The sequence below is a fragment of the Streptomyces griseiscabiei genome, assembly GCF_020010925.1.
Taxonomy (GTDB): Bacteria; Actinomycetota; Actinomycetes; order Streptomycetales; family Streptomycetaceae; genus Streptomyces; species Streptomyces griseiscabiei.
In genome coordinates, this window is sequence record NZ_JAGJBZ010000001.1 from 3,236,990 (window position 1) to 3,262,500 (window position 25,511).

The 25,511-nt window shown below is 70.5% G+C and carries 17 protein-coding genes and 2 rRNA genes; 5 read left to right on the plus strand and 14 right to left on the minus strand.

Annotated features, from left to right (window positions below):
- Positions 1-86 precede the first annotated feature (86 nt).
- Together J8M51_RS14075 and J8M51_RS14080 are read right to left on the minus strand one after the other, a co-directional pair.
- Positions 87-713: an NUDIX domain-containing protein gene (locus tag J8M51_RS14075; protein ID WP_086752765.1), complete on the minus strand. Its 627-nt coding sequence runs from the start codon at positions 711-713 to the stop codon at positions 87-89.
- Positions 714-839: 126 nt separating this feature from the next.
- Entirely contained in the window at positions 840-2,498 is a 1,659-nt protein-coding gene (locus J8M51_RS14080) for a CTP synthase (protein WP_086752767.1), read from the minus strand.
- Positions 2,499-3,075: 577 nt separating this feature from the next.
- Here J8M51_RS14080 and J8M51_RS14085 point away from each other — a divergent pair.
- From J8M51_RS14085 to J8M51_RS14095, 3 genes are all read left to right on the plus strand, one after another.
- A complete protein-coding gene (locus J8M51_RS14085) occupies positions 3,076-4,878 on the plus strand; it encodes a glycoside hydrolase family 15 protein (RefSeq protein ID WP_086752769.1) in 1,803 nt (600 codons plus the stop codon).
- A gap of 246 nt (positions 4,879-5,124) precedes the next feature.
- Positions 5,125-6,507, plus strand: coding sequence for an FAD-binding oxidoreductase (locus J8M51_RS14090; RefSeq protein WP_086752771.1), 1,383 nt, complete (start codon positions 5,125-5,127; stop codon positions 6,505-6,507).
- Positions 6,508-6,528: 21 nt separating this feature from the next.
- Positions 6,529-8,178: a PucR family transcriptional regulator gene (locus J8M51_RS14095; protein ID WP_086752773.1), complete on the plus strand. Its 1,650-nt coding sequence runs from the start codon at positions 6,529-6,531 to the stop codon at positions 8,176-8,178.
- 39 nt (positions 8,179-8,217) lie between these two features.
- Here the strand turns inward: J8M51_RS14095 and J8M51_RS14100 are convergent, their stop codons facing one another.
- The 5 genes from J8M51_RS14100 to J8M51_RS14120 all read right to left on the minus strand — a co-directional run bounded on the left by J8M51_RS14100 (position 8,218) and on the right by J8M51_RS14120 (position 13,541).
- Positions 8,218-9,354: a glycosyltransferase family 4 protein gene (locus tag J8M51_RS14100; protein ID WP_086752775.1), complete on the minus strand. Its 1,137-nt coding sequence runs from the start codon at positions 9,352-9,354 to the stop codon at positions 8,218-8,220.
- A 292-nt stretch (positions 9,355-9,646) separates the two neighbouring features.
- Entirely contained in the window at positions 9,647-11,389 is a 1,743-nt protein-coding gene (recN, locus tag J8M51_RS14105) for a DNA repair protein RecN (protein WP_216588782.1), read from the minus strand.
- Between the two features lie 88 nt (positions 11,390-11,477).
- Complete coding sequence (locus tag J8M51_RS14110; RefSeq protein WP_152167785.1) at positions 11,478-12,383, minus strand: NAD kinase; 906 nt, start codon at positions 12,381-12,383, stop codon at positions 11,478-11,480.
- A complete protein-coding gene (locus J8M51_RS14115; protein ID WP_086761044.1) occupies positions 12,380-13,195 on the minus strand; it encodes a TlyA family RNA methyltransferase in 816 nt (271 codons plus the stop codon). Before J8M51_RS14115 ends, J8M51_RS14110 begins: the two co-directional genes overlap by 4 nt.
- Before the next feature lie 46 nt (positions 13,196-13,241).
- Positions 13,242-13,541, minus strand: a complete 300-nt coding sequence (locus J8M51_RS14120) for a hypothetical protein (protein WP_236067616.1) — start codon at positions 13,539-13,541, stop codon at positions 13,242-13,244.
- Positions 13,542-13,583: 42 nt separating this feature from the next.
- Between J8M51_RS14120 and J8M51_RS14125 the strand changes: the two genes are divergently transcribed.
- Positions 13,584-13,931 carry an SCP2 sterol-binding domain-containing protein gene (locus J8M51_RS14125; RefSeq protein ID WP_086761042.1) on the plus strand — a complete coding sequence of 116 codons (348 nt, stop codon included), beginning with the start codon at positions 13,584-13,586 and terminating at the stop codon, positions 13,929-13,931.
- Here J8M51_RS14125 and J8M51_RS14130 read toward each other — a convergent pair.
- The 4 genes from J8M51_RS14130 to J8M51_RS14145 all read right to left on the minus strand — a co-directional run bounded on the left by J8M51_RS14130 (position 13,915) and on the right by J8M51_RS14145 (position 18,082).
- Positions 13,915-14,814 (minus strand): ABC transporter ATP-binding protein, encoded by a 900-nt coding sequence (locus tag J8M51_RS14130; RefSeq protein ID WP_086761040.1) that lies wholly within the window; start codon positions 14,812-14,814, stop codon positions 13,915-13,917. The genes J8M51_RS14125 and J8M51_RS14130 overlap by 17 nt on opposite strands.
- Positions 14,811-15,926 carry a FecCD family ABC transporter permease gene (locus J8M51_RS14135; RefSeq protein ID WP_398856053.1) on the minus strand — a complete coding sequence of 372 codons (1,116 nt, stop codon included), beginning with the start codon at positions 15,924-15,926 and terminating at the stop codon, positions 14,811-14,813. The genes J8M51_RS14130 and J8M51_RS14135 overlap by 4 nt, the downstream gene beginning before the upstream one ends.
- Positions 15,923-16,966 carry a FecCD family ABC transporter permease gene (locus J8M51_RS14140; protein WP_086761038.1) on the minus strand — a complete coding sequence of 348 codons (1,044 nt, stop codon included), beginning with the start codon at positions 16,964-16,966 and terminating at the stop codon, positions 15,923-15,925. Before J8M51_RS14140 ends, J8M51_RS14135 begins: the two co-directional genes overlap by 4 nt.
- Positions 16,967-17,050: 84 nt before the next feature.
- Positions 17,051-18,082, minus strand: a complete 1,032-nt coding sequence (locus tag J8M51_RS14145) for an HAD hydrolase-like protein (protein ID WP_086761036.1) — start codon at positions 18,080-18,082, stop codon at positions 17,051-17,053.
- A 157-nt stretch (positions 18,083-18,239) separates the two neighbouring features.
- Between J8M51_RS14145 and J8M51_RS14150 the strand changes: the two genes are divergently transcribed.
- Positions 18,240-19,532 carry a DUF1015 family protein gene (locus J8M51_RS14150; protein WP_086761034.1) on the plus strand — a complete coding sequence of 431 codons (1,293 nt, stop codon included), beginning with the start codon at positions 18,240-18,242 and terminating at the stop codon, positions 19,530-19,532.
- A gap of 91 nt (positions 19,533-19,623) precedes the next feature.
- Here J8M51_RS14150 and J8M51_RS14155 read toward each other — a convergent pair whose 3' ends face one another.
- The 3 genes from J8M51_RS14155 to J8M51_RS14165 all read right to left on the minus strand — a co-directional run bounded on the left by J8M51_RS14155 (position 19,624) and on the right by J8M51_RS14165 (position 25,256).
- Positions 19,624-20,508: a tetratricopeptide repeat protein gene (locus tag J8M51_RS14155; RefSeq protein ID WP_218781474.1), complete on the minus strand. Its 885-nt coding sequence runs from the start codon at positions 20,506-20,508 to the stop codon at positions 19,624-19,626.
- Between the two features lie 1,402 nt (positions 20,509-21,910).
- Positions 21,911-22,027, minus strand: a 5S ribosomal RNA gene (rrf, locus tag J8M51_RS14160).
- A gap of 105 nt (positions 22,028-22,132) precedes the next feature.
- Positions 22,133-25,256, minus strand: a 23S ribosomal RNA gene (locus J8M51_RS14165).
- Between the last annotated feature and the right edge of the window lie 255 nt (positions 25,257-25,511).

A 25,511-nucleotide genomic window follows, 5' to 3' on the forward strand; every position in this document is an offset into this window, starting at 1 on the left:
CGATCTGGGCGGAGCGGGGCGGGCAGGTCGCCTGATCGGATCAAACGATCGTAGGACTGGCGGTGTGAAGTCGCTGTGAGGACGGGTCAGGACTCGAACGGCCGCGCGGGCCACGGCGCCTCGGCCGCCCGCAGCGCCTCCACCCCGTCCCCGCTCCGCGCGGCGACCAGCGAAAGCACCCCCACCACGAGGCAGTTGTTGTGCAGCTCCCCCGCGAACACCCCCCGCACCAGCTCGTCCAGCGGCACCCGGGCCAACTCCATGTCGGCCTCCTCGTCCTCCACCTCGAACTTCCGGCCCTCGGCCTCGGAGAGGTCCCGCGCCAGGAAGATCCGCACGGCCTCGTCGCAGCCGCCGGGCGTGGTGTAGACGTCGGTCAGCACCCGCCACTCCTCGGCCTTGACGTGCGCCTCCTCGTACAGCTCCCGCTGGGCGGCGTGCAGCGGGTTCTCCCCCGGCACGTCCAGCAGCCCGGCCGGAATCTCCCACAGCCGCTCACGGACCGGGTGGCGGTACTGCCGGATGACCAGCACGCGGTCCTGGTCGTCGACGGCGAGGACGGCCACCGATCCGGGGTGGACCTGGTAGTCGCGGCGGACGACCGACCCGTCGGGCATGACCACGTCGTCGGTGCGCACGGAGGTCTTCTTGCCGACGAACGGCGTCCCGCTCGCCCGGATCTCCCACTCCTCGGCGGTGTCCTTGATCGTCATGTCGACTCGTCCTCCCACACGTACAACCACGCACAAATAGAAACCACATGCACAAAAGAAACCGGGGCACACGTCCCGAAAGACGCGCACCCCGGTCACCGTACAGCTCTGGCGCCGCCCGGCTTTCTACTTACCGGTCTTGCGCTCCACGGCCGCCTTCACCAGCCCCGCGAACAGCGGGTGCGGACGGGTCGGACGGGAGCGCAGCTCGGGGTGCGCCTGGGTCGCGACCAGGTACGGGTGGACCTCGCGCGGGTACTCGACGTACTCGACGAGCTTGCCGTCGGGCGAGGTCCCGGTGAACTGCAGACCGGCCTTCTTCTCCAGTTCCCCGCGGTAGGCGTTGTTCACCTCGTAGCGGTGGCGGTGGCGCTCCTCGACGTACTCCTTGCCGTCGTACACCTCGCGCACGATCGACCCCTCGGCCAGCTTCGCCGGGTACATGCCGAGGCGCATCGTGCCGCCCATGTCGCCCTCACCGGCGACGATGTCGAGCTGCTCGGCCATGGTGGAGATGACCGGGTGGGCGGTGGCGGAGTCGAACTCGGTGGAGTTGGCGTCCGGGATGTCGGCCAGGTTGCGCGCGGCCTCGATCACGATGCACTGCAGGCCCAGACAGAGGCCGAGCAGCGGGATGCGGTTCTCGCGGGCGTAGCGGATGGCGCCGACCTTGCCGGAGACACCGCGGTCGCCGAAGCCGCCGGGGATGCAGATGGCGTCGACGTCGGCGAGCTGGGCCGCGGCGCCGGCCGGGGTCTTGCAGTCGTCCGAGGTGACCCACTTGATCTTCACCCGGGCCTTGTTGGCGAAGCCGCCCGCGCGCAGCGCCTCGGTGACCGAGAGGTAGGCGTCGGGCAGGTCGATGTACTTGCCGACCAGCGCCAGGTTGATCTCGTGCAGCGGGTTGTGGACCCGGTCGAGCAGGTCGTCCCAGGTCGTCCAGTCCACGTCGCGGAACGGCAGGTCCAGCTTGCGGACGACATAGGCGTCCAGGCCCTCGCCGTGCACGGTCTTCGGGATGTCGTAGATCGAGCGGGCGTCGGGACAGGCCACCACGGCGGCCTCGTCGACGTCGCACATCAGGGAGATCTTGCGCTTGATCGCGGCGGGCACCTCGCGGTCGCAGCGCAGCACGATCGCGTCCGGCTGGATACCGATGTTGCGCAGCGCCGCAACCGAGTGCTGGGTCGGCTTCGTCTTCAGCTCTCCCGACGGCCCGATGTACGGCAGGAGCGAGATGTGGACGACGAAGACGTTGTCACGGCCGACCTCGTGCCGGACCTGGCGGACGGTCTCCAGGAACGGCAGCGACTCGATGTCGCCGACCGTGCCGCCGACCTCGGTGATGACGACGTCGACCTCGTCGGAGGCCATCCGCCGGATGCGGTGCTTGATCTCGTTGGTGATGTGCGGGATGACCTGGACGGTGTCGCCCAGGTACTCGCCGCGCCGCTCCTTGGCGATGACCGTGTTGTAGACCTGGCCGGTGGTGACATTGGCCGAGCCGTCCAGGTCGCGGTCGAGGAAGCGCTCGTAGTGGCCGATGTCCAGGTCGGTCTCGGCGCCGTCGTTGGTGACGAACACCTCACCGTGCTGGAAGGGGTTCATCGTGCCGGGGTCGACGTTGAGGTACGGGTCGAGCTTCTGCATCACGACGCGCAGACCACGGGCCTTGAGCAGCATGCCGAGGCTGGAGGCGGTCAGGCCCTTGCCGAGCGAGGAGGCGACACCCCCGGTGACGAAGATGTGCTTGGTCGTCGTGTTTCGAAAAGCAGCGGGCGGCATGGCCAAGAGGGGGCTCCCGTGGTCGCGGTTCGGTATGCGGGTCGGCCGCCGCCCGAACTCATCCGTCGGGGGTGCCTTCGCTGCGGTTCGGGGGTCCCTCGTGCGAAATCTTCGGCGTGGGGCGCCCACCGGTCCACGGGCTACCAGGGTATCAGCGACAGAACACGATCGCTTCCGGCCACGCTCCGCGCACGGGCCGACACGGACCTCGTACGACAGTCGGGGGATCTCCGCCGATCTTCACCAGCCGCTCACCCGTTCGGCCCACTCGTGTTGCCGGGAGCGGCACGCGGAGCCCTCCGGTGCGTCGTATCCTCTTCGGACACTCGCTGCCGAGCGCGGCCGGCGCGACGGCACCACCCCCGCCCGTCTCCGGCAATCATGAGAGCTCGTCAGTCCGTTGAGCAACGATCGCCTCATATGCGTTGAGGATCGTTGAGCGACATCGCATGACACCGTCCCTTGGATCACTCTGGAAACATGGTTCCTTTGTCGATCCCTTGGGTCCCTTGACCGCACACCGCACAGCGACCGCCCCTCGGGGGGCGACGACGTGGCCGTTCGACTGGAGTTGCACGTGGCCGGGCGCATCGAAGACTACGCACTCATCGGAGACATGCAGACAGCGGCGCTGGTCTGCCGGGACGGCACGGTCGATTGGCTGTGCCTGCCCCGCTTCGACTCCCACGCCGTCTTCGCCGGACTGCTCGGCACCGAGGAACACGGGTTCTGGAGACTGGGTCCCGCGCACGCCGCGGACGCGGAGCCGCCGACGGCCTCCCGCCGCCGGTACCGCGGCGACTCGCTGATCCTGGAATCCGAGTGGGACACCCCGCGCGGCACGGTCCGTGTGACGGACTTCATGCCGCCGCGTGACGGCGCCCCCCAGGTGATCCGGATCGTGGAGGGCGTCAGCGGCCGGGTGCCGATGCGCTCGGCGCTGCGGATGCGGTTCTCGTACGGCCGGGTGGTGCCCTGGGTGCACAAGCACGAGGGGCGCACGGTGGCCGTCGCCGGACCGGACTCGGTGTGGTTCGACACCGAGTGCGAGACCTACGGCAAGGCGCTGACCACGTACGCCGACTTCACGGTGACCCCGGGCGAGCGGATCGCGTTCACGATCTCCTGGGAGCCCTCGCACAAGCAGCCCCCGGCGCTCCCCGAGCCCGAGCCCTCGCTCGTCGCCACGGAGGAGTTCTGGCGCGACTGGGTGGATCAGTGCACGTACCACGGCCCGTACCGCGAGGCCGTGATCCGCTCGCTGATCACGCTGAAGGCCCTGACGTACGCCCCGACCGGCGGCATCGTCGCCGCGCCGACCACCTCCCTCCCGGAGCACATCGGCGGCGTCCGCAACTGGGACTACCGCTACACCTGGCTGCGCGACGCGGCCATCACCCTCTCCTCGCTGCTGCGCACGGGCTACCGCGACGAGGCCCGCGCCTGGCGCGAGTGGCTGCTGCGGGCGGTCGCCGGCGACCCGGAGAACCTGCAGATCATGTACGGCATCGCCGGTGAACGGGAGCTGGGCGAGGCCGAGCTGGAGTGGCTGCCCGGGTACGAGAATTCGGGCCCGGTCCGGGTCGGCAACGGCGCGGCCCACCAGCTCCAGCTGGACGTGTACGGCGAGGTCACCGAGGCCCTGCACCTGGCCCACATGACGGGCCTGGCCCGCAACGACTACGCCTCCCTGCTCCAGCTGAAGCTGATCCGCTACCTGGAGGACCACTGGGACGAGCCGGACGAGGGCATCTGGGAGGTGCGCGGCCCGCGCCGTCACTTCGTGCACTCCAAGGTCATGGCCTGGGTCGCCGTGGACCGCACGATCAAGCTCATCGAGTCCGGTGACGCGGACGGCCCGCTGGAGAAGTGGCGCGAGCTGCGCGACGACATCCACCGGGACGTGTGCGAGAAGGGCTACGACAAGGAGCGCAACACCTTCACCCAGTCGTACGGCTCGAAGGAGCTGGACGCCTCGCTGCTGCTCATCCCGCAGATGGGCTTCCTGCCGCCGGACGACAAGCGGGTGATCGGCACCATCGAGGCGATCCAGCGGGAGCTGTCGACCCCGGACGGCTTCATCCTGCGCTACCCGACCTCCGGCGAGGAGGAGGGCGTGGACGGCCTGCCCGGCGACGAGGGCGCGTTCCTGGCCTGCTCGTTCTGGATGGCCGACGATCTGGCGATGATCGGCCGGGTGGACGAGGCCCGCAAGCTGTTCGAGAAGCTGCTGTCGCTCCGCAACGACCTGGGCCTCCTCGCCGAGGAGTGGGACCCGGTGCTCAAGCGCCAGGTGGGCAACTTCCCGCAGGCGTTCAGCCATGTTCCGCTGATCGACACGGCCCTGCGGCTGACCGCCTCGGGGGCGTACGGCGGCTGATCGTCCGCGCCGGGGGCGCGCGGCCCGCTGTGCGCGCCCTCCGGTCTGGCGCGCACGGCGGCGGACCGGAGTGCGGAGAGGCGCGCGCGGCAAGCGCTTGCGCTCGCTGGTAGGGGTTGCTCCTCTCCACCGGGCGCGAGCGCTTTCCCCTCCCCTTGCTCGTACTGTGCTCGAACAGGCCCGATCCGCCGTCCCCCTCTAGCCTGGAAAGAACCCTGTCCCCTGGCCGAAAGGGGGCGGCTCACCATGGCTCCCCTCTCGAAGGCGCACGCGGCCCTCACCGCCCTGCGCGAGGACCTCACCGGCGATGTGTTCGCCCCGGAGGATCCGGGCTACGACGACGCCCGCGCGGTCTTCAACGCCATGATCGACCGACGTCCGGCCGTGATCGCGCAGTGCGCGGACGAGACCGATGTCGTCCGTTCCGTGCGCTTCGCCCGTGACCTCGACCTGCCGGTCGCGATACGCGGCGGCGGCCACAGCGTGGCCGGAATGGCTCTCAACGACAACGGGCTCGTCATCGATCTGCGCCGGATGCACACGGTCACGGTCGACCCCGGATCGATGAGCGCCCGGATCGAGGGCGGCGCCACCATGAGCCATCTCGACCGCGCCACCGAACCCCACCGTCTGGCGACCACCGGCGGCCGGGCGTCCACCACGGGCGTCGGCGGCTTCGTCCTCGGCGGCGGCAGCGGCTGGCTGGACCGCGCCTTCGGACTCGCCGTCGACAACCTGCTCGCCGTCGACCTGGTGACCGCCGACGGACAGCAGGTCCGCGCGAGCGCCGAGGAGAACCCGGACCTCTTCTGGGCCCTGCACGGCGGCGGCGGCAACTTCGGCGTGGCCACCTCGCTCACCCTCCGGCTGCACGACCTGCCCGCCTTCGCCATCGCCCTGCTGCTCTACCGCCCGGAACACGGCCCCGAGGTGACGCGTGTGTACCGCGAGGTCATCGAGACCGGCCCCCGGGAGGCGAGCGGCGGTGTCCTCTACATGACCGGCCCGCCCGAGGAGTTCGTGCCCGGACATCTGGTGGGCGAGCTCACCTGCGCCGTCCTGCTGACGTACGCGGGCACCGAGGAGGACATGCGCAAGACGGCCCAGCCGCTGCTGGCGCTGCCGCACGAGGCCGAGATCGTCGGCGCGATGCCGTACGCGGACGTGCAGTGCATGATCGACGACCCGCCGGGCATGCGGAACTACTGGTCGGCGGAGTATCTGACCGGTCTGCCGGACGAGTTGGTGGAGGTGTTCGCCACGCGCGCGTGGACGATGCCCGTGCCCACCGGCACCCAGCACATCCTGTTCCCGCTGGGCGGCGCGATCGCCGAGGGCCCCGCCGACTACCCCGTGCCCTACCGCGGCTCCCCCTGGGCCGTGCATCCGTTCGGCATCTGGGACGACCCGGCGGACGACGAGCGCTGCGTCCGGTGGGTACGGGACGTCCGCGCCGACGTACGGCCGTGGAGCACCGGCGCGGTGTACCTCAACTTCACCGGCGACGAGGGCGCCGACCGGGTCGTGGCCGGGCACGGGGTCGACGACCACCGGCGGCTGACCGCGGTGAAGACCCAGTACGACCCCGACAACGTCTTCCGCTTCAACCACAACATCCCGCCGGCCTGACGACCGGGTACCGTCCGCTCCATGGACACCCGTGACAGCCACGCACCAGGTGACGGCCGCGAGGCGCGGGGCGGTATCACCGTGCGGCGGGCGCTGGAGCTGCCCGGACTGCGGGGCGGGCTGCCGGAGATCCTGGCGGGCGCCGACCGGCTGCAGCGGACCGTGCGCTGGGTGCACACGGGCGAGGTCCCGAACATCGCCTCGCTCCTCAAGGGCGGCGAGCTGCTGCTGACCACCGGGTACGGGCTCGGCACCCGCCCCGCCGACCAGCGCGCGTTCGTACGGACCCTCGCCGAGCGCGGTATCGCGGCCCTGGTCGTCGAACTGGGCCCGCGTTTCGCCCGGCTCCCGGCCGCCCTGGTCGAGACGGCGCGCTCGGCCGGTCTCCCGCTGGTCCAGCTCCACCGCGAGGTGGCCTTCGTGACGGTCACCGAGGAGATCCACACCGAGATCGTCAACGGGCACTACGCGCTCCTCCAGCAGGCCGAGGAGGTCCACCGCCGCTGCACCAAGGCCCTGCTCGGCGGGGGCGGTGTCCCCCAGGTCCTCGCGCTCCTGGCCGACTTCAGCGGCAACCCGGTCTTCCTGGAGACCCCCGACGGACAGCTCCTGTACGCCGCCGGGACCGGCCCCGCGGACACCGACCCGCTCCAGGTGTGGGAGGGGCTGCGCGACCGGCACCAGGACGCGCCGCCGGCCGGGGCTGCCCTCGTCGACGTGCCCGGCGGCGGCCCCGGCACCGGCTCGGTACGGGCCCGGCTGGTCCTCCTGCCCGTCGTCGCCCCCCTGGCGCCCGTGCACCGGATGGCCGCGGAGCGCGCGGCCGGCATCCTCGCCGTCGTGCTGATGCAGGCCCGGCAGGAGGAGGAGCTGGCGGCGCGCGGGCGGGGCGACTTCCTGACCGACCTCGCCGAGGGCCGCGTCCGGGCCGAGGACGCCCCCGCCCAGGCCCGCGTCCTCGGCTTCAAGCCGGGCGGCGGCCCCCTGCTGCCCGTCGTGATGCGGCTCGCCGACGGGCTGGCTCCGGGCGGCGGCTGGGCCGTCCTGGCCCGCGCGGTGGCCGAGGAGCTGGCCTCCGTGGGCGTGCCCGCCCTGCTCGGCGTACGCCCCGTGGAGGGCCGTGTGCCGCTGCTGCTGGGGCTGCGCGCGGAGTCGGAGCGCCCGGCGGTGGCCGACAAGGTCGCGGCGGCGCTCAGGGCCGGTGTGGAGCGGGCCGGGATGCGGCGGCCGGGCGGCGGGCCGCCCGTGGTGGTCGTCGGGGTGCCCGGCGGCTGGGCCGCCGCCTCGGCGGGCCTGCGGCACGCGGCGGAGACGGCGACGGCCGCGCAGGGCCTGGCCGACCGCCCCTGGTACGACGCCCGGCGCCTGGACATCGACCTGCTGCTGTGGCGGCTGCGCGACCACCCCGACCTGGCCGCCTTCGTGGACCGGGCGATCGGTCCCCTGCGCGACCACGACGACCGCGCCAGGCCCCCGCTGCTGCCCACGCTGGAGACCTATCTCGCGCACGCCGGCCGCAAGGCGGAGACCGCCCGCGAGCTGCACCTCAACCGCCAGACCCTCTACAACCGGCTGGCCCGTATCGGCGAACTGCTCGGCACCGACCTGGACGACCCGCAGACCGTGCTGGCCCTGAGTCTGGCGCTACGGGCCCGCAGACACGCCGGCTGAGCCGGGCGCCGGGCGCCGGGCGGACCGCAGCCCGGGCCGTCAGCCGAGCGGCCTCGGCCGTGTCAACTCGTCGTAGACGCTGAGCACCTGGGCGACGGTCTCGTCCTCGGTCGGCCAGGTCGCGGCCTGCCGGGTGCCCCGGTCCCGCAGCGCCTCGCGACGGGCGGGGTCGTCGAGCAGGCGTACGACGGCCGTGGCGAGCGCCCTCGCGTCGCCGTACGGGACGAGTTCGGCGGCGTCGCCGACGAGGTCGGGCAGTGAGCCGACGGTGGCGGCGACGAGCGGCACGCGCGCGTGGAGCGCCTCCTGCGCGAGGACGGAGCGGGCCTCGGGGCCGCCGGGCAGCAGGACGAGGTCGGCGGCGGCGATCAGTTCGGAGACGTCGTCGCGCCGCCCGACCAGCCGGACGGGCAGTTCCTCGTCCTCGATGCGCCGCTGCAGGACGCTCCGCAGCGGCCCCTCGCCCGCGACGACCAGCAGCGGCGGCGGGTCGAGGCGGCGCCACGACCGGGCGGCGTCGAGCAGTGTCTCGTGTCCCCGGTACTGGTCGAGCGTGCCGACGGCCATCAGCAACGGGCGGTCGGTGGCGCCCAGTTCGGCGCGGACCTTGGAGGCGGGCCGCTCCGCGTCGTCGCCGGAGTCGGCCCTGCGCGGCGCGGGCAGGCCGACGGCGGCGAGCCGGGCGTCGCGCGCGCCCCGGCTGCGGGCCCGGTCGACCAGGTCGGAGGAGGTGCCGAGGACCACGGCGGCGGCCTTGGCGACCCGCCGCTCCAGCAGCCGCAGCAGATGCGCCCGCGCCCCTTCCGCGTAGGAGCGTGTGTGCAGGGTGACGACGAGCGGGGTGGTGCGCCGGCCGAGTGCGAGGGTGGCGCGGAAGCCGGCGTGCAGGCCGTGCGCGTGGACCAGGTCGGCGTCGGCGCAGGCGCTGCGCAGACTGGCCACCGAGGCGGGGTCGCTGCTGCGGGGCACGTGGACGTGGTGGGCGCCGACGCCGGTGAAGTCGTACAGCCCGTCGGTGTCGGAGGGGGCGCACACCGTGACCCGCACGCCCCGGGCGACCAGACCCGAGGCCAGCGATCGCACATGCGCGCTACTCACCGCGCTGCCGCCGCCGAGCACTTGCACGGTTCGCAGCGGCGACTGGCCGGGCGGTGAGTGGCTGCTCACGTGGCTCACGTGGCCGGGACTCCTGGATCGCGATCGGACATACCTGACCAAGGATGCCAGGCCGCAAGGGTGTTCCGGGACAGCCGGGCGGGGCGGCGGCCGGAGGGGCGGGCAACCCCGGACCCAGGGTCACCCACACGAGTGAACTCCCGCACGAGGTTGCCCCTCGGCATGACTCCCGCACCGCTCGTTCCCGCCGCGTTCACCGCCCCGTTCGCTCAGGGCCGACGCACGGGACGGTCCCGCGCGCCCCGTCCCGCGCGGCCCGCGCGCCCCGCCCCGGGCGTCCGCGCGGGCAGCCCTACGCGTCCGCGCGGGCTGCCGCCAGCAGTTCCTCCGCGTGTGCCCGTGCCGTCTCCGAGTCCTCCTGCCCGGCGAGCATCCGCGACAGCTCGCGCACCCGGTCCTCGCCCTCCAGGACCTTCACCCCGGAGCGGGTCACGGAACCGTCGTTGGTCTTCTCCACCAGCAACTGCCGGTCGGCGAAGGCCGCCACCTGCGGCAGATGGGTGACCACCACGACCTGCGCCGAGCGGGCGAGCTTGGCGAGACGCCGGCCGATCTCGACCGCGGCCTTGCCGCCGACACCGGCGTCCACCTCGTCGAAGAGGTACGTCGGCACGGGGTCCGTCCCCGCGAAGACGACCTCGACGGCCAGCATCACCCGCGACAGCTCACCGCCGGACGCGCCCTTGGCGATGGGCCGGGGCGGCGCCCCCGGGTGCGGGGCGAGCAGCAGTTCGACCTCGTCGGCACCGGACGGCCCGTACGCGACCGTACGCCCGCCCACCTCGACCCCCTCGGGATCGTCGCTCTGCCGGATCTCGAACGACACGCGCGCGTGCGGCATGGCGAGCGAGGCCAGTTCGGCGGTGACGGCGGAGGCGAACCGCTCGGCGGCCTCCACGCGGGCGTCCGTCAGGGCCTGGGCGAGTCCGCCCAGTTCGGCCCGGAGCGCGTCCCGCTCGGCGGTCAGCTCGTCGATCCGCTCGTCGTCGCCGTCGAGTTCGGTGAGCCGCTGGGCGCCCTGCTCGGCCCACGCCAGCACCGAGGTGATGTCCTGGCCGTACTTCCGGGTCAGCGCGGTCAGCGCGGCCCGCCGCTCCTCGACGGCCGTCAGCCGCAGCGGGTCGGCGTCCAGGTCGTCGGCGTACCCCGCCAGCTCGCCCGCCACATCGCCCAGCAGGATGCCGATCTCCCCGATCCGCTCCGCGAGCGCCGCGAGCGCCGGGTCGTGCGACCGCACGGCCTCCAGCGCGCGGTGCGCGCCGGCGACGAGCGTGGCGGCATCCACGCCCTCCGGGTCCTCGGGGTTGCCCGCGAGCGCGGCGTGCGCGGCCGTCGCGGCGGACGCCAGCGCCTCCGCGTGCCCGAGCCGCTCGGCCTCCTCGGCCAGCTCCACGTCCTCACCGGCCCGTGGTTCGACGCCCGCGATCTCGTCGAGCCCATAGCGCAGCATGTCGGCTTCCTGGGCCCGCTCGCGCGCGCGGGTGACGATCTCGTCGAGCTCACCGGCCACGGCCCGCAGCCGCCGGTAGGCCTCGCCGTACTTGGTGAGCGGCACGGCGACCGCGTCGCCCGCGTACCGGTCGAGCGCCGCCCGCTGCCGGGACAGCTTCAGCAGCCCCTGCTGGTCGGTCTGCCCGTGCACCGCGACCAACTCGTCGGCCAGCTCGGCGAGCACACCCACGGGGACGGACCGCCCGCCCAGGTGGGCCCGCGACCGTCCCTCGGCGGAGACGGTACGACTGATCAGCAGCGCCCCGTCGTCGAGTTCGGCCCCGGCCTCCTCGGCCCGGACGATCGCCGACGCGCCCTCGGGCACGGCGATCCGGCCCTCCACGACGGCGTTCTTCGCACCGATCCGCACGAGCGCCGGGTCCGCCCGCCCACCGAGCAGCAGGCCGAGACTGGTGACGACCATGGTCTTGCCCGCACCCGTCTCACCCGTCACGGCGGTGAAGCCGGGCGACAACTCGACCACAGCGTCGTCGATGACTCCGAGCGACCGTATCCGCATCTCCTCCAACACGGACACGACCATACGAGGTCCGGGGACGGAAGTGCGACGCCCCCCGTCCCCAATGTCACCCCGGAGAGCTACGGCGCGCCCCGCCCTCCCCCACAAGCCGCTAGTGCCGAGCCCCCCGCCACCCGGAAACCGGCAGCGCGAACTTGGCCACCAGCCGGTCCGTGAACGAAGCGTGGTGCAACCGGGCCAGCCGCACCGGCACAGCCCCCCGCCGCACCTCGACCCGCGCCCCCGGCGGCAACTCCACGGTCCGCCGCCCGTCGCACCACAGCACACCCGGCGGAATGTGCGGCAGAACCTCCACCGCCAGCACCGAATCCGGCGACGTCACCAACGGCTTCGCGAACAGCGCGTGCGCGCTGATCGGCACCATCAGCAGCGCCTCGACCTCCGGCCACACCACGGGCCCGCCCGCCGAGAACGCGTACGCCGTGGACCCGGTCGGGGTCGACAGCACGATGCCGTCGCATCCGAACCCGGTCACCGGCCGCCCGTCGATCTCCAGGACCACTTCGAGCAGCTTCTCGGCGCCGGCCTTCTGCACGGCCGCCTCGTTCAGCGCCCAGTCCGTGTGGACGATGTCCCCGTTCTGATGAACGACGACATCGACGGTCATGCGTTCCTCGACCTCGTACGCCCGGGTCACCACCCGGTCGACAACCTTGTCGAGATCGTCCCGCTCGGCCTCCGCGAGGAAGCCGACGCTGCCGAGGTTGACGCCGAGCATCGGCACCCCGGACGCGCGGGCGAACTCGGCGCCGCGCAGCAGCGTGCCGTCACCGCCGAGGACGATGAGCAGCTCGCACCCGTCGAGGCATTGCGGGGTGGCCTCCTTGACGAGTTCCACCTCCTCCGGCACCGGGATGTCCTCGGCCTCGTGCTCCAGGACGCGCACGGTGATGCCGTGGTGCAGCAGCCCCTTGACGACGAGTTCGGCGCTGCGGATCGCGGCCGGCCGCCCGGTGTGGGTGAGCAGGAAAACAGTTCGAGATCGGTCCTGAGTCAACGCGGCCCCTCCGCCACTGCTCGATCGACGTCGGCCGGGTCCAGCGCGGGAGCCCCGGCACGCAGCCACAGAAAGTACTCGACATTGCCCGAGGGTCCGGGCAGCGGACTGGCCGTCACACCCTTCACCCCGAGCCCCAGTTCCCCGGCCCGTCCGGCCACCCCGCGCACCGCCTCGGCACGCAGCTGCGGACTCCGTACGACTCCCCCACTGCCCAGCCGCTCCTTACCCACCTCGAACTGCGGCTTGACCATCATCACCAGATCGGCGTCAGGCTTCACGCACCGCACCAGGGCGGGCAGTACCAGGCCGAGCGGGATGAAGGACAGATCCCCCACGACTAGATCCACAGGCTCCCCATCGATCGCTTCGAGCGTCAACTCGCGTACGTTCGTACGGTCCTTGACGGTGACGCGTTCATCGCTCTGCAGAGTCCACGCGAGTTGTCCGTATCCGACGTCCACCGCGACGACGTGCGCGGCTCCGGCCCGCAGCAGTACGTCGGTGAAGCCCCCGGTGGAGGCACCGGCGTCCAGCGCCCGCCGCCCCTCGACGGCGAGCCCCCGCGGGACGAAGACCTCCAGGGCGCCCGCGAGCTTGTGGCCGCCCCGCGACACGTACTCCGGGTCGCCGTCGTCGCTCACGACCACGATCGCGGCGGCGGTCTCCACCTGGGTGGCGGACTTGGTCGCGACGGTCTTGCCGACGGTGACCCGCCCGGCGGCGATCAGCTGGCTCGCGTGCTCACGCGACCGCGCGAGCTTCCGCCGGACCAGTTCGGCGTCCAGACGGCGGCGTGCGACTCCTGCCACGGTGCGTTCAGCTCCTGCTCTCGTGTCCACGGCTGCACGGCCGCGTCTACGGCCGTGGGGGCACCGGAGGTCCCGGGCGCGCGTCGAGCGCGGTGAGCGCGTCGCGCAGCCCCCGGTGTACATCCTCGTACACCTCCACATGGCCGTCGGTCGCGAGGTGGTCGGCATCGGCCAGCCGGTCGAGGGTGGAGTCGACCTCAAGGTGGCCGGTGGGGGTGCGGGCCACGTTCAGCGGGGCCGGTGCGGCCGGGTCGTCCTCGGGCCCGGCCCCGGGATGGACCTGGGCCGCCGTCTCCGGAACCACGGCCTCCGCCCCGGCCCCGACCTCGGGCAAAGTCTCGCTCATGCCCAGACGCTACCGCGAAGCTCTGGGGTACCGTCGACCGCGATGGCAACGATTGAGGAGTGCCGCGCCGCACTCGAAAAGCTCTCGGACACCATGGCAGGCGCCGAAGGACACGTGCGCGAGGCGACCGCCCTCGACCGCTCGGTGAGCTGCCATGTCAAGGATCTCGACGTCACCTTCATGGGCCGGATGCGCGAGGGGCGGATCGAGGTGCACGACACACTGCAGGGGCCGCCGCCCGAGAAGGCCCAGATCAGGCTGGCCATGACGGGCGACGACCTGGTGGCCCTCGTCGCCGGCGAACTGAACTTCGCCAAGGCCTGGGGCTCGGGCCGGGTGAAGCTGGAGGCGGGCTTCCGCGACCTGCTCCAGCTCAGGAAGCTTCTGTAGCCCCCACCTTCGCCCCCGCTTTCGCCCCCGCGTCCGTCACGGCGACCCGTGCCCTGCGGGCCGCCGGCACCACCAGCGGCGTGCCCGTCTCCGGATCGTCGATCACCTGGCAGCGCAGCCCGAAGACCTCCTCGACCAGCTCGGCCGTGACGATCTCGGAGGGGGCGCCCTCGGCGACCACCGTGCCGCCGCGCAGGGCGATGAGGTGGGTGGCGTACCGGGCCGCGTGGTTGAGGTCGTGCAGCACGGCCACCAGCGTGCGGCCCTGCTCCTCGTGGAGTTCGGCGCACAGGTCGAGCACGTCGATCTGGTGCTGGATGTCGAGGAAGGTGGTCGGCTCGTCGAGCAGCAGCAGCGGGGTCTGCTGGGCGAGTGCCATGGCGATCCAGACGCGCTGGCGCTGGCCGCCGGACAGCTCGTCGACGTAACGGTCGGCCAGTTCGGCGACCCCGGTCGACTCCATCGACTCCCGGACGATCCGCTCGTCCTCGGTGGACCACTGCCGCAGCAGCCCCTGGTGCGGGTACCGGCCGCGCCCCACGAGGTCGCCGACGGTGATCCCGTCCGGCGCGATCGACGACTGCGGCAGCAGCCCGAGCGTCCGGGCGACCTTCTTGGCGGGCATCGACTGGATGACGTTCCCGTCGAGCAGCACCCGCCCCCGGGACGGCTTCAGCATCCGGGACAGGGCACGCAGCAGCGTGGACTTGCCGCAGGCGTTGGGGCCGACGATCACGGTGAACGAGTTGTCGGGTATCTCCACCGACAGCTGCTCGGCGATGACCCGCTGGTCATAGGCGAGGGTGACGTTCTCGGCGGACAGGCGGTTCACAGTGCTCCTCCTGGTGTGCGCGTGCGCCGACGCGCTGTCGTTCTCGTTCATATCCGCCCGGCCTTCCGCTCGGTGACCAGCAGCCACAGCAGATAGACACCGCCGAGCACGCCGGTGACGACACCCACGGGCAGCTGGTCGGCGCCGAAGGCCCGCTGCGAGGCCCAGTCGGCGACGATCAGCAGGGTCGCGCCCATGCACATCGAGGCGACCAGGTTCGGGCCGGGCGAGCGGGTCAGCCGCTTGGCGAGCTGGGGCGCGGTGAGGGCGACGAAACCGACCGGCCCGGCGGCGGCGGTGGCCCCGGCGGTGAGCAGCACGGCCGACACCATCAGCAGCAGCCGTACGCGTTCGACCCTCACCCCGAGGGCGTACGACACGTCGTCGCCCATCTCCGTCATCCGCAGCGCGCGGGCGTTGCCGAGCACCAGCGGCACGAGGATCGCGCACATGATCAGGAGCGGCCAGACCTGTTCCCAGTCGCGGCCGTTGAGGGAGCCGGTCATCCACACGACCGCGCGGGCCGCGTCGACGAGGTCGGCCTTGGTGATCAGATAGCCGTTGACCGCCGTGGCGATCGCGGAGACACCGATGCCCACGAGCACGAGCCGGTAGCCGTGCACCCCCCGCTTCCACGCCAGTACGTAGATCGCGAGACCGGTGACCAGGCCGCCGACGAGCGCGCCGAGGGCCACATGGGCGGCGTCGCCGGAGAACAGCACGATGACGACCAGCGCGCCGGCGGTGGCGCCCTGCGAGAGGCCGAGGACATCCGGACTGCCCAGCGGATTGCGGGAGATGGACTGGAACAGCGCGCCGCCGAGCCCGAGCGAGGCCCCGACGAGCAGCCCGACCAGGACGCGCGGCAGCCGCAGTTCGTTGACGATGAGCTCCTGGCCGGCGTCGCCCTCGCCGAGCAGCGTCCTCAGGACGTCGCCGGCCGGGATCGGGAAGTCGCCGGTCCCGATCAGCACGACACTCGCGACGAGCGCCGCCGTCAGCAGCAGGGTGACGACGGTGAACGCCCGCACGTCCAGGCGCACCGACAGACCGCCCGGCGTGCGGACCACCCGATCGCGCACGGCGGACCGGCGCACGGTCTCGGCCTTCCCCGCCCCGCCCGCTGTCTCGCTGTCCGTCTCGCTCATGACCTGCGTCTTCACAGCTGGGCCGTCCTCCGCCGTCGTACGAGAAAGATGAAGACCGGCCCGCCGAGGATCGCGGTGACGATGCCGACCTGAAGCTCCGCGGGCCGGACCACCATGCGGCCGACGACATCGGCGCCGAGCAGCAGCACGGGCGACAGGACGGTCGCGTAGGGCAGGATCCAGCGCAGGTCGGGCCCGGTGAAGGAGCGCACGACGTGCGGGACCATCAGCCCGACGAAGACGATGGGCCCGCACGCGGCGGTCGCGGCACCGCACAGCACGGTGGCGGCGGCCATGGAGAGCGCCCGGGTGCGGTTGAGGTCGGCGCCGAGGGCGCGGGCGGTGTCGTCGCCCATGGCCATCGCGTTCAGCGGCCGGGCCAGCAGCAGCGCGACGACGGTGCCGACGGCCAGGAACGGCAGCACCTGGGTGATGGTCCCGTCGGTCGCCGAGGCCAGTGAACCGACCGTCCAGAAGCGCATCCTGGAGAGCGCCGCGTCATCCATGATCATCACGGCCTGGAGATAGCCGTACAGGGCGGCGCTGATGGCCGTGCCCGCGAGCGCGAGCCGCACCGGCGTCGCGCCCCGGCTGCCGCCGAGGAACCAGACCAGCGCCCCGACCGCTGCGGCCCCCGCGAACGCGAACCACACATACCCGCTGAGCGAGGTGACGCCGAAGTAGGTGATGGCGGTGACCACGGCCGCGGACGCGCCCGCGTTGATGCCGAGCAGCCCCGGATCGGCCAGCGGGTTCCGGGTGAGCGCCTGGAGCACGGCACCGGCCAGCCCGAGCGCGGCCCCCGCGAGCAGCCCGAGGAGGGTCCGCGAGATCCGCTCCCCGACCACGGCGTCGCCGTACGTCCCCGTCTCCTCGAACAGGCCGTGCCAGACCTGTTCCGGCGACAGCTCTTTCGCGCCGATCGCGATACTGGCCAGGGCGACCAGGGCGAGGATCAGGAGGGAGGCGAAGAGCCCGAGGGCTCGTACCGCTCGGCGGTTCGGAGGCGCGGGGGAGGTCTCCGCGCTCGGTTCAGGAGGACTGTCGACCAACACCCGGTTAGGTTAGCCTATCCTCCCTTTTTCGCTCGATCGCGTCCGCGAACACCACAGGGCCCCCGCACGCCCCCGGCCGGCCTCTCACAACCCCAGCCGGGCCAGCGCCTTCCCCGCGTCCAGTTCGCACACGCCCGCACCGGCCGCCGTCCAGGCCGCCGCGCACAGCGCCCGCAGCCCGTCCAGGGCGCCGCCCTCACCGTCCAGTTCGAGCCTCCCCATCGCGCCGGCCGTCGCCGTCCAGCCGCCGCAGCGGAAACCGGCGCCCGCCTCGACGACCTCCGGCTGCCCGGTGAGCATGCCCCGCAGATCGGCGTCCACATATGTCGGCCGGTGCTGCGGGGGCGCGGCCAGCAGCTGCGCGCCGTCGGTCACACCGGTCAGTACGAGCAGCGAGTCGACCTCGCCGTTGAACGCGCCCTCGATGTCGGTGTCCAGCCGGTCCCCGACCACCAACGGCCGCTCGGCACCGGTCCGCAGGATCGTCTCCCGGTGCATCGGCGGCAGCGGCTTGCCCGCCACCTGCGGCTCCGCCCCGGTCGCGATCCGGACCACCTGCACCGCCGCCCCGTTGCCGGGCGCGATGCCCCGCGCGCTCGGAATCGTCAGGTCGGTGTTGGACGCGTACCACGGCACCCCGCGCGCGACGGCGTAGCTGGCCTCCGCGAACCGCCCCCAGGGCAGGTCCGGTCCGCCGTACCCCTGCACCACCGCCGCCGGGTCGTCGTCGGCCGACTCGACCGGTTCGAGCCCCCGCTCGCGCAGCGCCACCCGCAGCCCCTCACCGCCGATGACCAGCACCCTCGCACCGGCGGGCAGCTGCTCGCTGATCAGCCGGGCCACGGCCTGCGCCGAGGTGATGACGTCACCGGCCCCGGTCGGAATCCCGAGTGCCGTGAGATGCGCGGCCACCGTGTCGGGCGTGCGCAGCGCGTTGTTCGTGACGTACGCCAGGTGCATTCCACCGGCGCGCGCCGTCCCCAGGGACTCCACGGCGTACGCGATGGCGCTCCCGCCCGCGTACACCACCCCGTCCAGATCGAGCAGCGCCGTGTCGTACGCCTCGCTCAGGGCCTGCCCACTGCCGTCGGGCCGTGTCCTGACTGGCTGGCTCATTGCACTCCTCTCCTCGCTCGGCCCACCGGCAGGCCGGCCGCTCACACGTCACGCACGCGGTCGGTCGCCCGGCCGGTCGGTCGCCGCTGGGTCAACAATCGGTTAGGTCGCTTTCTCCGATCATCCCTCACACAGCCGACACCCCTACGATGCATCAATGAACTACGCAGGTCCCGCGGAGGAGATCCCGGCGCGCAGCGGCCTCGAACTGACCCCGTTCCGGGGGCTTCGCTACGACCCCGACCGGGTCGGCAGCCTGGCCGCCGTGACATCACCGCCGTACGACGTGGTCGTACGGCCGGACGGTCTGCTCCACCTCGAATCCGCTGATCCGTACAACATCGTCCGTCTCATCCTCCCCCAGGCCGGAACACCCGCCGCCCGCGACGAACAGGCGGCCGACACCCTGCGCCGCTGGCTCACCGAGGGCGTCCTCGCCCCCGACGCGGAGCCCGGCCTCTACGTCTACGAGCAGGCCGACGACAGCATCCTCCAACGCGGTCTCATAGGCGCGCTGCGCCTCTCGGAACCCTCCGCCGGTGTGGTCCTCCCCCACGAGGACGTCATCCCCCATGTCATCGCCGACCGCGCGGCCCTGATGCGCGCCACCTCCACCAACATGGAGCCCCTGCTCCTCACCTACCGGGGCAACGGCAGCACAGCCGGTGCGACCGCCGTGGTCGAGCGCACCACACGGCGTGCCCCGCTCCTCCGCACGACCACGGAGGACGGCTTCCGCCACCGGCTCTGGGCGGTCACCGACCCGGCCGATCTCGCCGAGATCCAGTCGGACCTGGCCCACCACCAGGCCCTGATAGCCGACGGCCACCACCGCTGGGCCACCTACCTACGGCTCCGCACGGAACACCCGTCGCCCAGCCCCTGGGACTACGGCCTGGTCCTCCTGGTGGACACCGCCCGCTACCCCTTGCGCGTCCGCGCGATCCACCGCCTCCTGCACCGGCTCCCGGTCCAGGAAGCCCTGACCGCCCTGAACGGCCGGTTCCGCGTCCGCACCCTCGCCGTCCCGCTCCCCGAGGCCCTCTCCGCCCTGGCGGACGCGGCAGCCGACGGCAACGCCTTCCTCCTCGCGGGCGACGGCTCGTTCCACCTCGTCGACCGCCCGGACCCGGCCCTCCTCGCCCGTACGATCCCCGCCGGCCGCCCGGCCGCCTGGCGCACCCTGGACGCCACGGTCCTGCACGCCGTCCTCCTCGACCACGTCTGGCACATCCCCGAGGACTCCCCGGCCCACATCGCCTACATCCACGACACCGCCGCGACCGTGGAGAAGGCCGAACGCGACGGCGGCACGGCCGTCCTCATGCACCCCGTCCGCGAGGAAGTCGTACGCGACCTCGCCCGCCAGGGCGTCACCATGCCCCGCAAGTCCACGTCGTTCGGCCCGAAGCCGGCCTCGGGGCTGGTCCTGCGCGCACTGGAGCTGTGAGGGAGCACACCACCTCCGGCACCCGGACATACGAAAGGGCGGGACCCCGCGTACGGGGGTCCCGCCCTTTCGTCACTGTGCCGACCGGACGTCAGTCCTTGTCGTCGCGGACCTCGTGGTCATCGGCGTCGAGGTCGGCGTCGGCCACATCGTCCTCGTCGGTGTCGTCGACCGCGTCGAGGTCGAGGTCCGTGCTGTCCTCGGCATCCTCGTCGTCGCCGTCCTCGCCGTCGTCGATGTCCTCCGCGTCCTCCGCGTCCCTGACGTCGGTACGCCCGCTCTCGTCGTCCTCGTCATCGCCGAGGGCGTCGACGAACTCGACCCCGTCCATCTCCGCGAGCCGGTCCGAGGCGTCCGTGCTGCCGTCCTTGTCGGCCTCGACCGCCTTGGCGAACCATTCCCGGGCCTCGCCCTCACGCCCGGCCGCGAGCAGCGCGTCGGCGTACGCGTACCGCAGGCGCGCGGTCCACGGCTGTACGGAGTTGGAGGCCAGCTCCGGGCTCTGCAGGGTGACGATGGCCGCGTCGAGCTGGTCCATGTCGCGCCGGGCACCGGCCGCCACAAGCCGCATCTCGACCTGACCGGCCTTGTCCAGCTTGTGCACCTCGGGGGCCCCGGCCATGTCCAGCGCCTTCTCGGGCCGCCCGAGACCGCGCTCGCAGTCGGCCATGACGGGCCACAGGTCGACGTTGCCGGTCATCCTCCGGGCGGCCCGGAACTCCGCGAGCGCCTCGCTGTACTTCTGGTTGGCGTACGCGGCGAAGCCGGCGGCCTCCCGCACGGCGGCGACGCGCGACGCCAGCCGCAGAGCCACCCGCGAGTACCCGTAGGCACGCTCGGGCTCCTCGTCGATGAGCCGGGCGACCATCACCAGGTTCTTGGCGACCTCCTCGGCCAGCCCCTTGGGCAGGCTCAGCAGCTCCTGGCGTACGTCCTTGTCGATCTCGTCGCCCGTGACGTCCTCGGGGATCGGCAGCCGCTTGATCGGCTCCCGGTCCCGGTCACGCTCGTCGCGGAACCCGCCCCCGCGCCGGTCGTCGCCGCCCCGGCGGTCGTCCCGGCCACGGAAACCACCACCGGGTCGGCCACCGCGGTCGTCCCGCCGGGGGCCACGGCCCCGGTCGTCGCGGCCACGGTCGTCACGCCCACGGAACCCGCCGGTGCGCTCGCCACCACGGTCGTCACGACGGAAGCCACCGCCGCCGCGCTGCTCGCCACGGTCACCACGGTTGTCGTCGCGGCGGAAGCCGCCACGGTCGTCGTCACGACGGTAGGAAGGACGGTCGCCGTCACGGCGAACGGGGCGGTCGTCACGCCGGTCGTCCCGACGGTCGTCCCTGCGGTCGTCGCGACGGAAGGCCGGACGGTCCCCGTCGCGGCGGTCGTCGCGGCGGAAGCCGCCACGGTCGTCATCTCGGCGGTCATCACGACGGTCGTCGCGCCGGAAGGGCGGACGCCCACCGCGGTCGTCCCCGCGCCGGTCGTCGCGTCCGCGATCGTCACGTCCACGAAACCCGCCGGTGCGCTCGCCACCACGGTCGTCGCGGCGGAAGCCACCGCGGTCGTCGTCACGGCGGTAGGAGGGACGGTCGCCCTCACGACGCTCGGGACGGTCGTCACGGCGGAAGCCACGGTCCCCGTCGCGACGGTCGTCACGGCGGTCGTCCCGACGGAAGCCGCCACGGTCCCCGCTGTCGCGGCGGTCGTCGCGCCGGTCATCGCGACGATCGTCACGGCGGAAGGGCGGACGGTCCCCGTCCCTGCGCTCGTCACGCCGGAACGCGGGACGGTCGCCACGGTTGTCATCCCGGCGGAAGCCACCACGGTCGTCGTCACGGCGGTCGTCGCGGCGGAAGGCGGGACGGTCCCCGTCCCTCCGGAAGCCGCGGTCACGATCCCGGTCGTCGCGGCGCGGAGCCCCGGGACGGTCGTCACGACGGAACGCGGGGCGAGGACCACGGTCCCCCTCGCGGCGGTCGTCCCGGCCACGGAACCCACCGCCACCACCACTGCCGCGCTGCTCACCACGGTTGTCGTCCCGCCGACCGTAGCCAACACGGTCATCGCGACGGTCGTCCCGGCGGAAGCCTCCGCGGTCGTCACTACGGCGGTCGTCGCCACGACGGTTGTCACCGCCGCGGTCGTCGCGCCGGCCCTGACCACCACGGTCGTTGTCACGTCGGTCGTTGTCCCGGCGCGGTCCACCGCGATAGCCGCCACGGTCACCACTGTCCCGTCGCCGCTGGTCGCGCTCCGGTCGATCGTCGGGAGAGTTGGTGGACATGGTGACTCCTGTCTTCGGTACTGCAAGCATTCTAGAAACAAAAGGACCCCTGGTCCCAGCTGAACGCTGGGACCAGGGGTCCTTTCCAAAGATTGTTCGGCGGCGTCCTACTCTCCCACAGGGTCCCCCCTGCAGTACCATCGGCGCTGTAAGGCTTAGCTTCCGGGTTCGGAATGTAACCGGGCGTTTCCCTCACGCTATGACCACCGAAACCCTAATGGTTTCGAGCGAACAAGCACACTCTTCAGTTAGCAGTTCTGCTCAAAAGCCGACAACGGTCGTTGTCTCAGAACTAACACAGTGGACGCGAGCAACTGAGGACAAGCCCTCGGCCTATTAGTACCAGTCACCTCCACCCGTTACCGGGCTTCCAGATCTGGCCTATCAACCCAGTCGTCTACTGGGAGCCTTACCCCATCAAGTGGGTGGGAATACTCATCTCGAAGCAGGCTTCCCGCTTAGATGCTTTCAGCGGTTATCCCTCCCGAACGTAGCCAACCAGCCATGCCCTTGGCAGAACAACTGGCACACCAGAGGTTCGTCCGTCCCGGTCCTCTCGTACTAGGGACAGCCCTTCTCAATATTCCTGCGCGCGCAGCGGATAGGGACCGAACTGTCTCACGACGTTCTAAACCCAGCTCGCGTACCGCTTTAATGGGCGAACAGCCCAACCCTTGGGACCGACTCCAGCCCCAGGATGCGACGAGCCGACATCGAGGTGCCAAACCATCCCGTCGATATGGACTCTTGGGGAAGATCAGCCTGTTATCCCCGGGGTACCTTTTATCCGTTGAGCGACGGCGCTTCCACAAGCCACCGCCGGATCACTAGTCCCGACTTTCGTCCCTGCTCGACCCGTCGGTCTCACAGTCAAGCTCCCTTGTGCACTTACACTCACCACCTGATTGCCAACCAGGCTGAGGGAACCTTTGGGCGCCTCCGTTACCCTTTGGGAGGCAACCGCCCCAGTTAAACTACCCATCAGACACTGTCCCCGATCCGGATCACGGACCCGGGTTAGACATCCAGCACGACCAGACTGGTATTTCAACGACGACTCCACCCGAACTGGCGTCCGAGCTTCACAGTCTCCCAGCTATCCTACACAAGCCGAACCGAACACCAATATCAAACTGTAGTAAAGGTCCCGGGGTCTTTCCGTCCTGCTGCGCGAAACGAGCATCTTTACTCGTAGTGCAATTTCACCGGGCCTATGGTTGAGACAGTCGAGAAGTCGTTACGCCATTCGTGCAGGTCGGAACTTACCCGACAAGGAATTTCGCTACCTTAGGATGGTTATAGTTACCACCGCCGTTTACTGGCGCTTAAGTTCTCAGCTTCGCCACACCGAAATGTGACTAACCGGTCCCCTTAACGTTCCAGCACCGGGCAGGCGTCAGTCCGTATACATCGCCTTACGGCTTCGCACGGACCTGTGTTTTTAGTAAACAGTCGCTTCTCGCTGGTCTCTGCGGCCACCCCCAGCTCACCGAGTAAATCGGATCACCGAGCGTGGCCCCCCTTCTCCCGAAGTTACGGGGGCATTTTGCCGAGTTCCTTAACCATAGTTCACCCGAACGCCTCGGTATTCTCTACCTGACCACCTGAGTCGGTTTAGGGTACGGGCCGCCATGAAACTCGCTAGAGGCTTTTCTCGACAGCATAGGATCATCCACTTCACCACAATCGGCTCGGCATCAGGTCTCAGCCACAAGTACGACGGATTTACCTGTCGCACGGCCTACACCCTTACCCCGGGACAACCACCGCCCGGGATGGACTACCTTCCTGCGTCACCCCATCACTCACCTACTGCAAGTCTGGTCCGTCGGCTCCACCACTCCCCTTTGCCCGAAGGCTCCGGGGCGGCTTCACGGACTTAGCATCGCCTGGTTCAGTGTTTGACGCTTCACAGCGGGTACCGGAATATCAACCGGTTATCCATCGACTACGCCTGTCGGCCTCGCCTTAGGTCCCGACTTACCCTGGGCAGATCAGCTTGACCCAGGAACCCTTGGTCAATCGGCGCAAACGTTTCTCACGTTTGTATCGCTACTCATGCCTGCATTCTCACTCGTGAACCGTCCACCACTGCCTTCCGGCGCGGCTTCACCCGGCACACGACGCTCCCCTACCCATCACGATCCCCGTTGGGGGTACATATCGCAATGACACGACTTCGGCGGTACGCTTGAGCCCCGCTACATTGTCGGCGCGGAATCACTAGACCAGTGAGCTATTACGCACTCTTTCAAGGGTGGCTGCTTCTAAGCCAACCTCCTGGTTGTCTCTGCGACTCCACATCCTTTCCCACTTAGCGTACGCTTAGGGGCCTTAGTCGATGCTCTGGGCTGTTTCCCTCTCGACCATGGAGCTTATCCCCCACAGTCTCACTGCCGCGCTCTCACTTACCGGCATTCGGAGTTTGGCTAAGGTCAGTAACCCGGTAGGGCCCATCGCCTATCCAGTGCTCTACCTCCGGCAAGAAACACACGACGCTGCACCTAAATGCATTTCGGGGAGAACCAGCTATCACGGAGTTTGATTGGCCTTTCACCCCTAACCACAGGTCATCCCCCAGGTTTTCAACCCTGGTGGGTTCGGTCCTCCACGAAGTCTTACCTCCGCTTCAACCTGCCCATGGCTAGATCACTCCGCTTCGGGTCTTGAGCGTGCTACTAAAATCGCCCTGTTCGGACTCGCTTTCGCTACGGCTACCCCACCCGGGTTAACCTCGCAACACACCGCAAACTCGCAGGCTCATTCTTCAAAAGGCACGCAGTCACGACGCACCGAGTAAACTCGATGCGCGACGCTCCCACGGCTTGTAGGCACACGGTTTCAGGTACTATTTCACTCCGCTCCCGCGGTACTTTTCACCATTCCCTCACGGTACTATCCGCTATCGGTCACCAGGGAATATTTAGGCTTAGCGGGTGGTCCCGCCAGATTCACACGGGATTTCTCGGGCCCCGTGCTACTTGGGTGTCTCTCAAACGAGCCGCTGACGTTTCGGCTACGGGGGTCTTACCCTCTACGCCGGACCTTTCGCATGTCCTTCGCCTACATCAACGGTTTCTGACTCGTCTCACAGCCGGCAGACTGTGAAAGAGAGATCCCACAACCCCGTATACGCAACCCCTGCCGGGTCTCACACGCATACGGTTTGGCCTCATCCGGTTTCGCTCGCCACTACTCCCGGAATCACGGTTGTTTTCTCTTCCTGCGGGTACTGAGATGTTTCACTTCCCCGCGTTCCCTCCACATACCCTATGTGTTCAGGTATGGGTGACAGCCCATGACGACTGCCGGGTTTCCCCATTCGGAAACCCCCGGATCAAAGCCTGGTTGACGACTCCCCGGGGACTATCGTGGCCTCCCACGTCCTTCATCGGTTCCTGGTGCCAAGGCATCCACCGTGCGCCCTTAAAAACTTGGCCACAGATGCTCGCGTCCACTGTGCAGTTCTCAAACAACGACCAACCACCCGTCACCCCACTGGAGATCCAGTGAGTACACCGGGGCCGGCACTGAAGGAAGTTCATTCCCTCAGACACCCAACAGCGTGCCCGGCCGCTCCCCGTCCGGAGATCATGTTTTCCACACTCTGACGAGCAGTACTCACAGCCTCCGGCCCGGTGAACCGGCCGAATAATCAACGTTCCACCCATGAGCTGACCACCGCAGAACGTTTG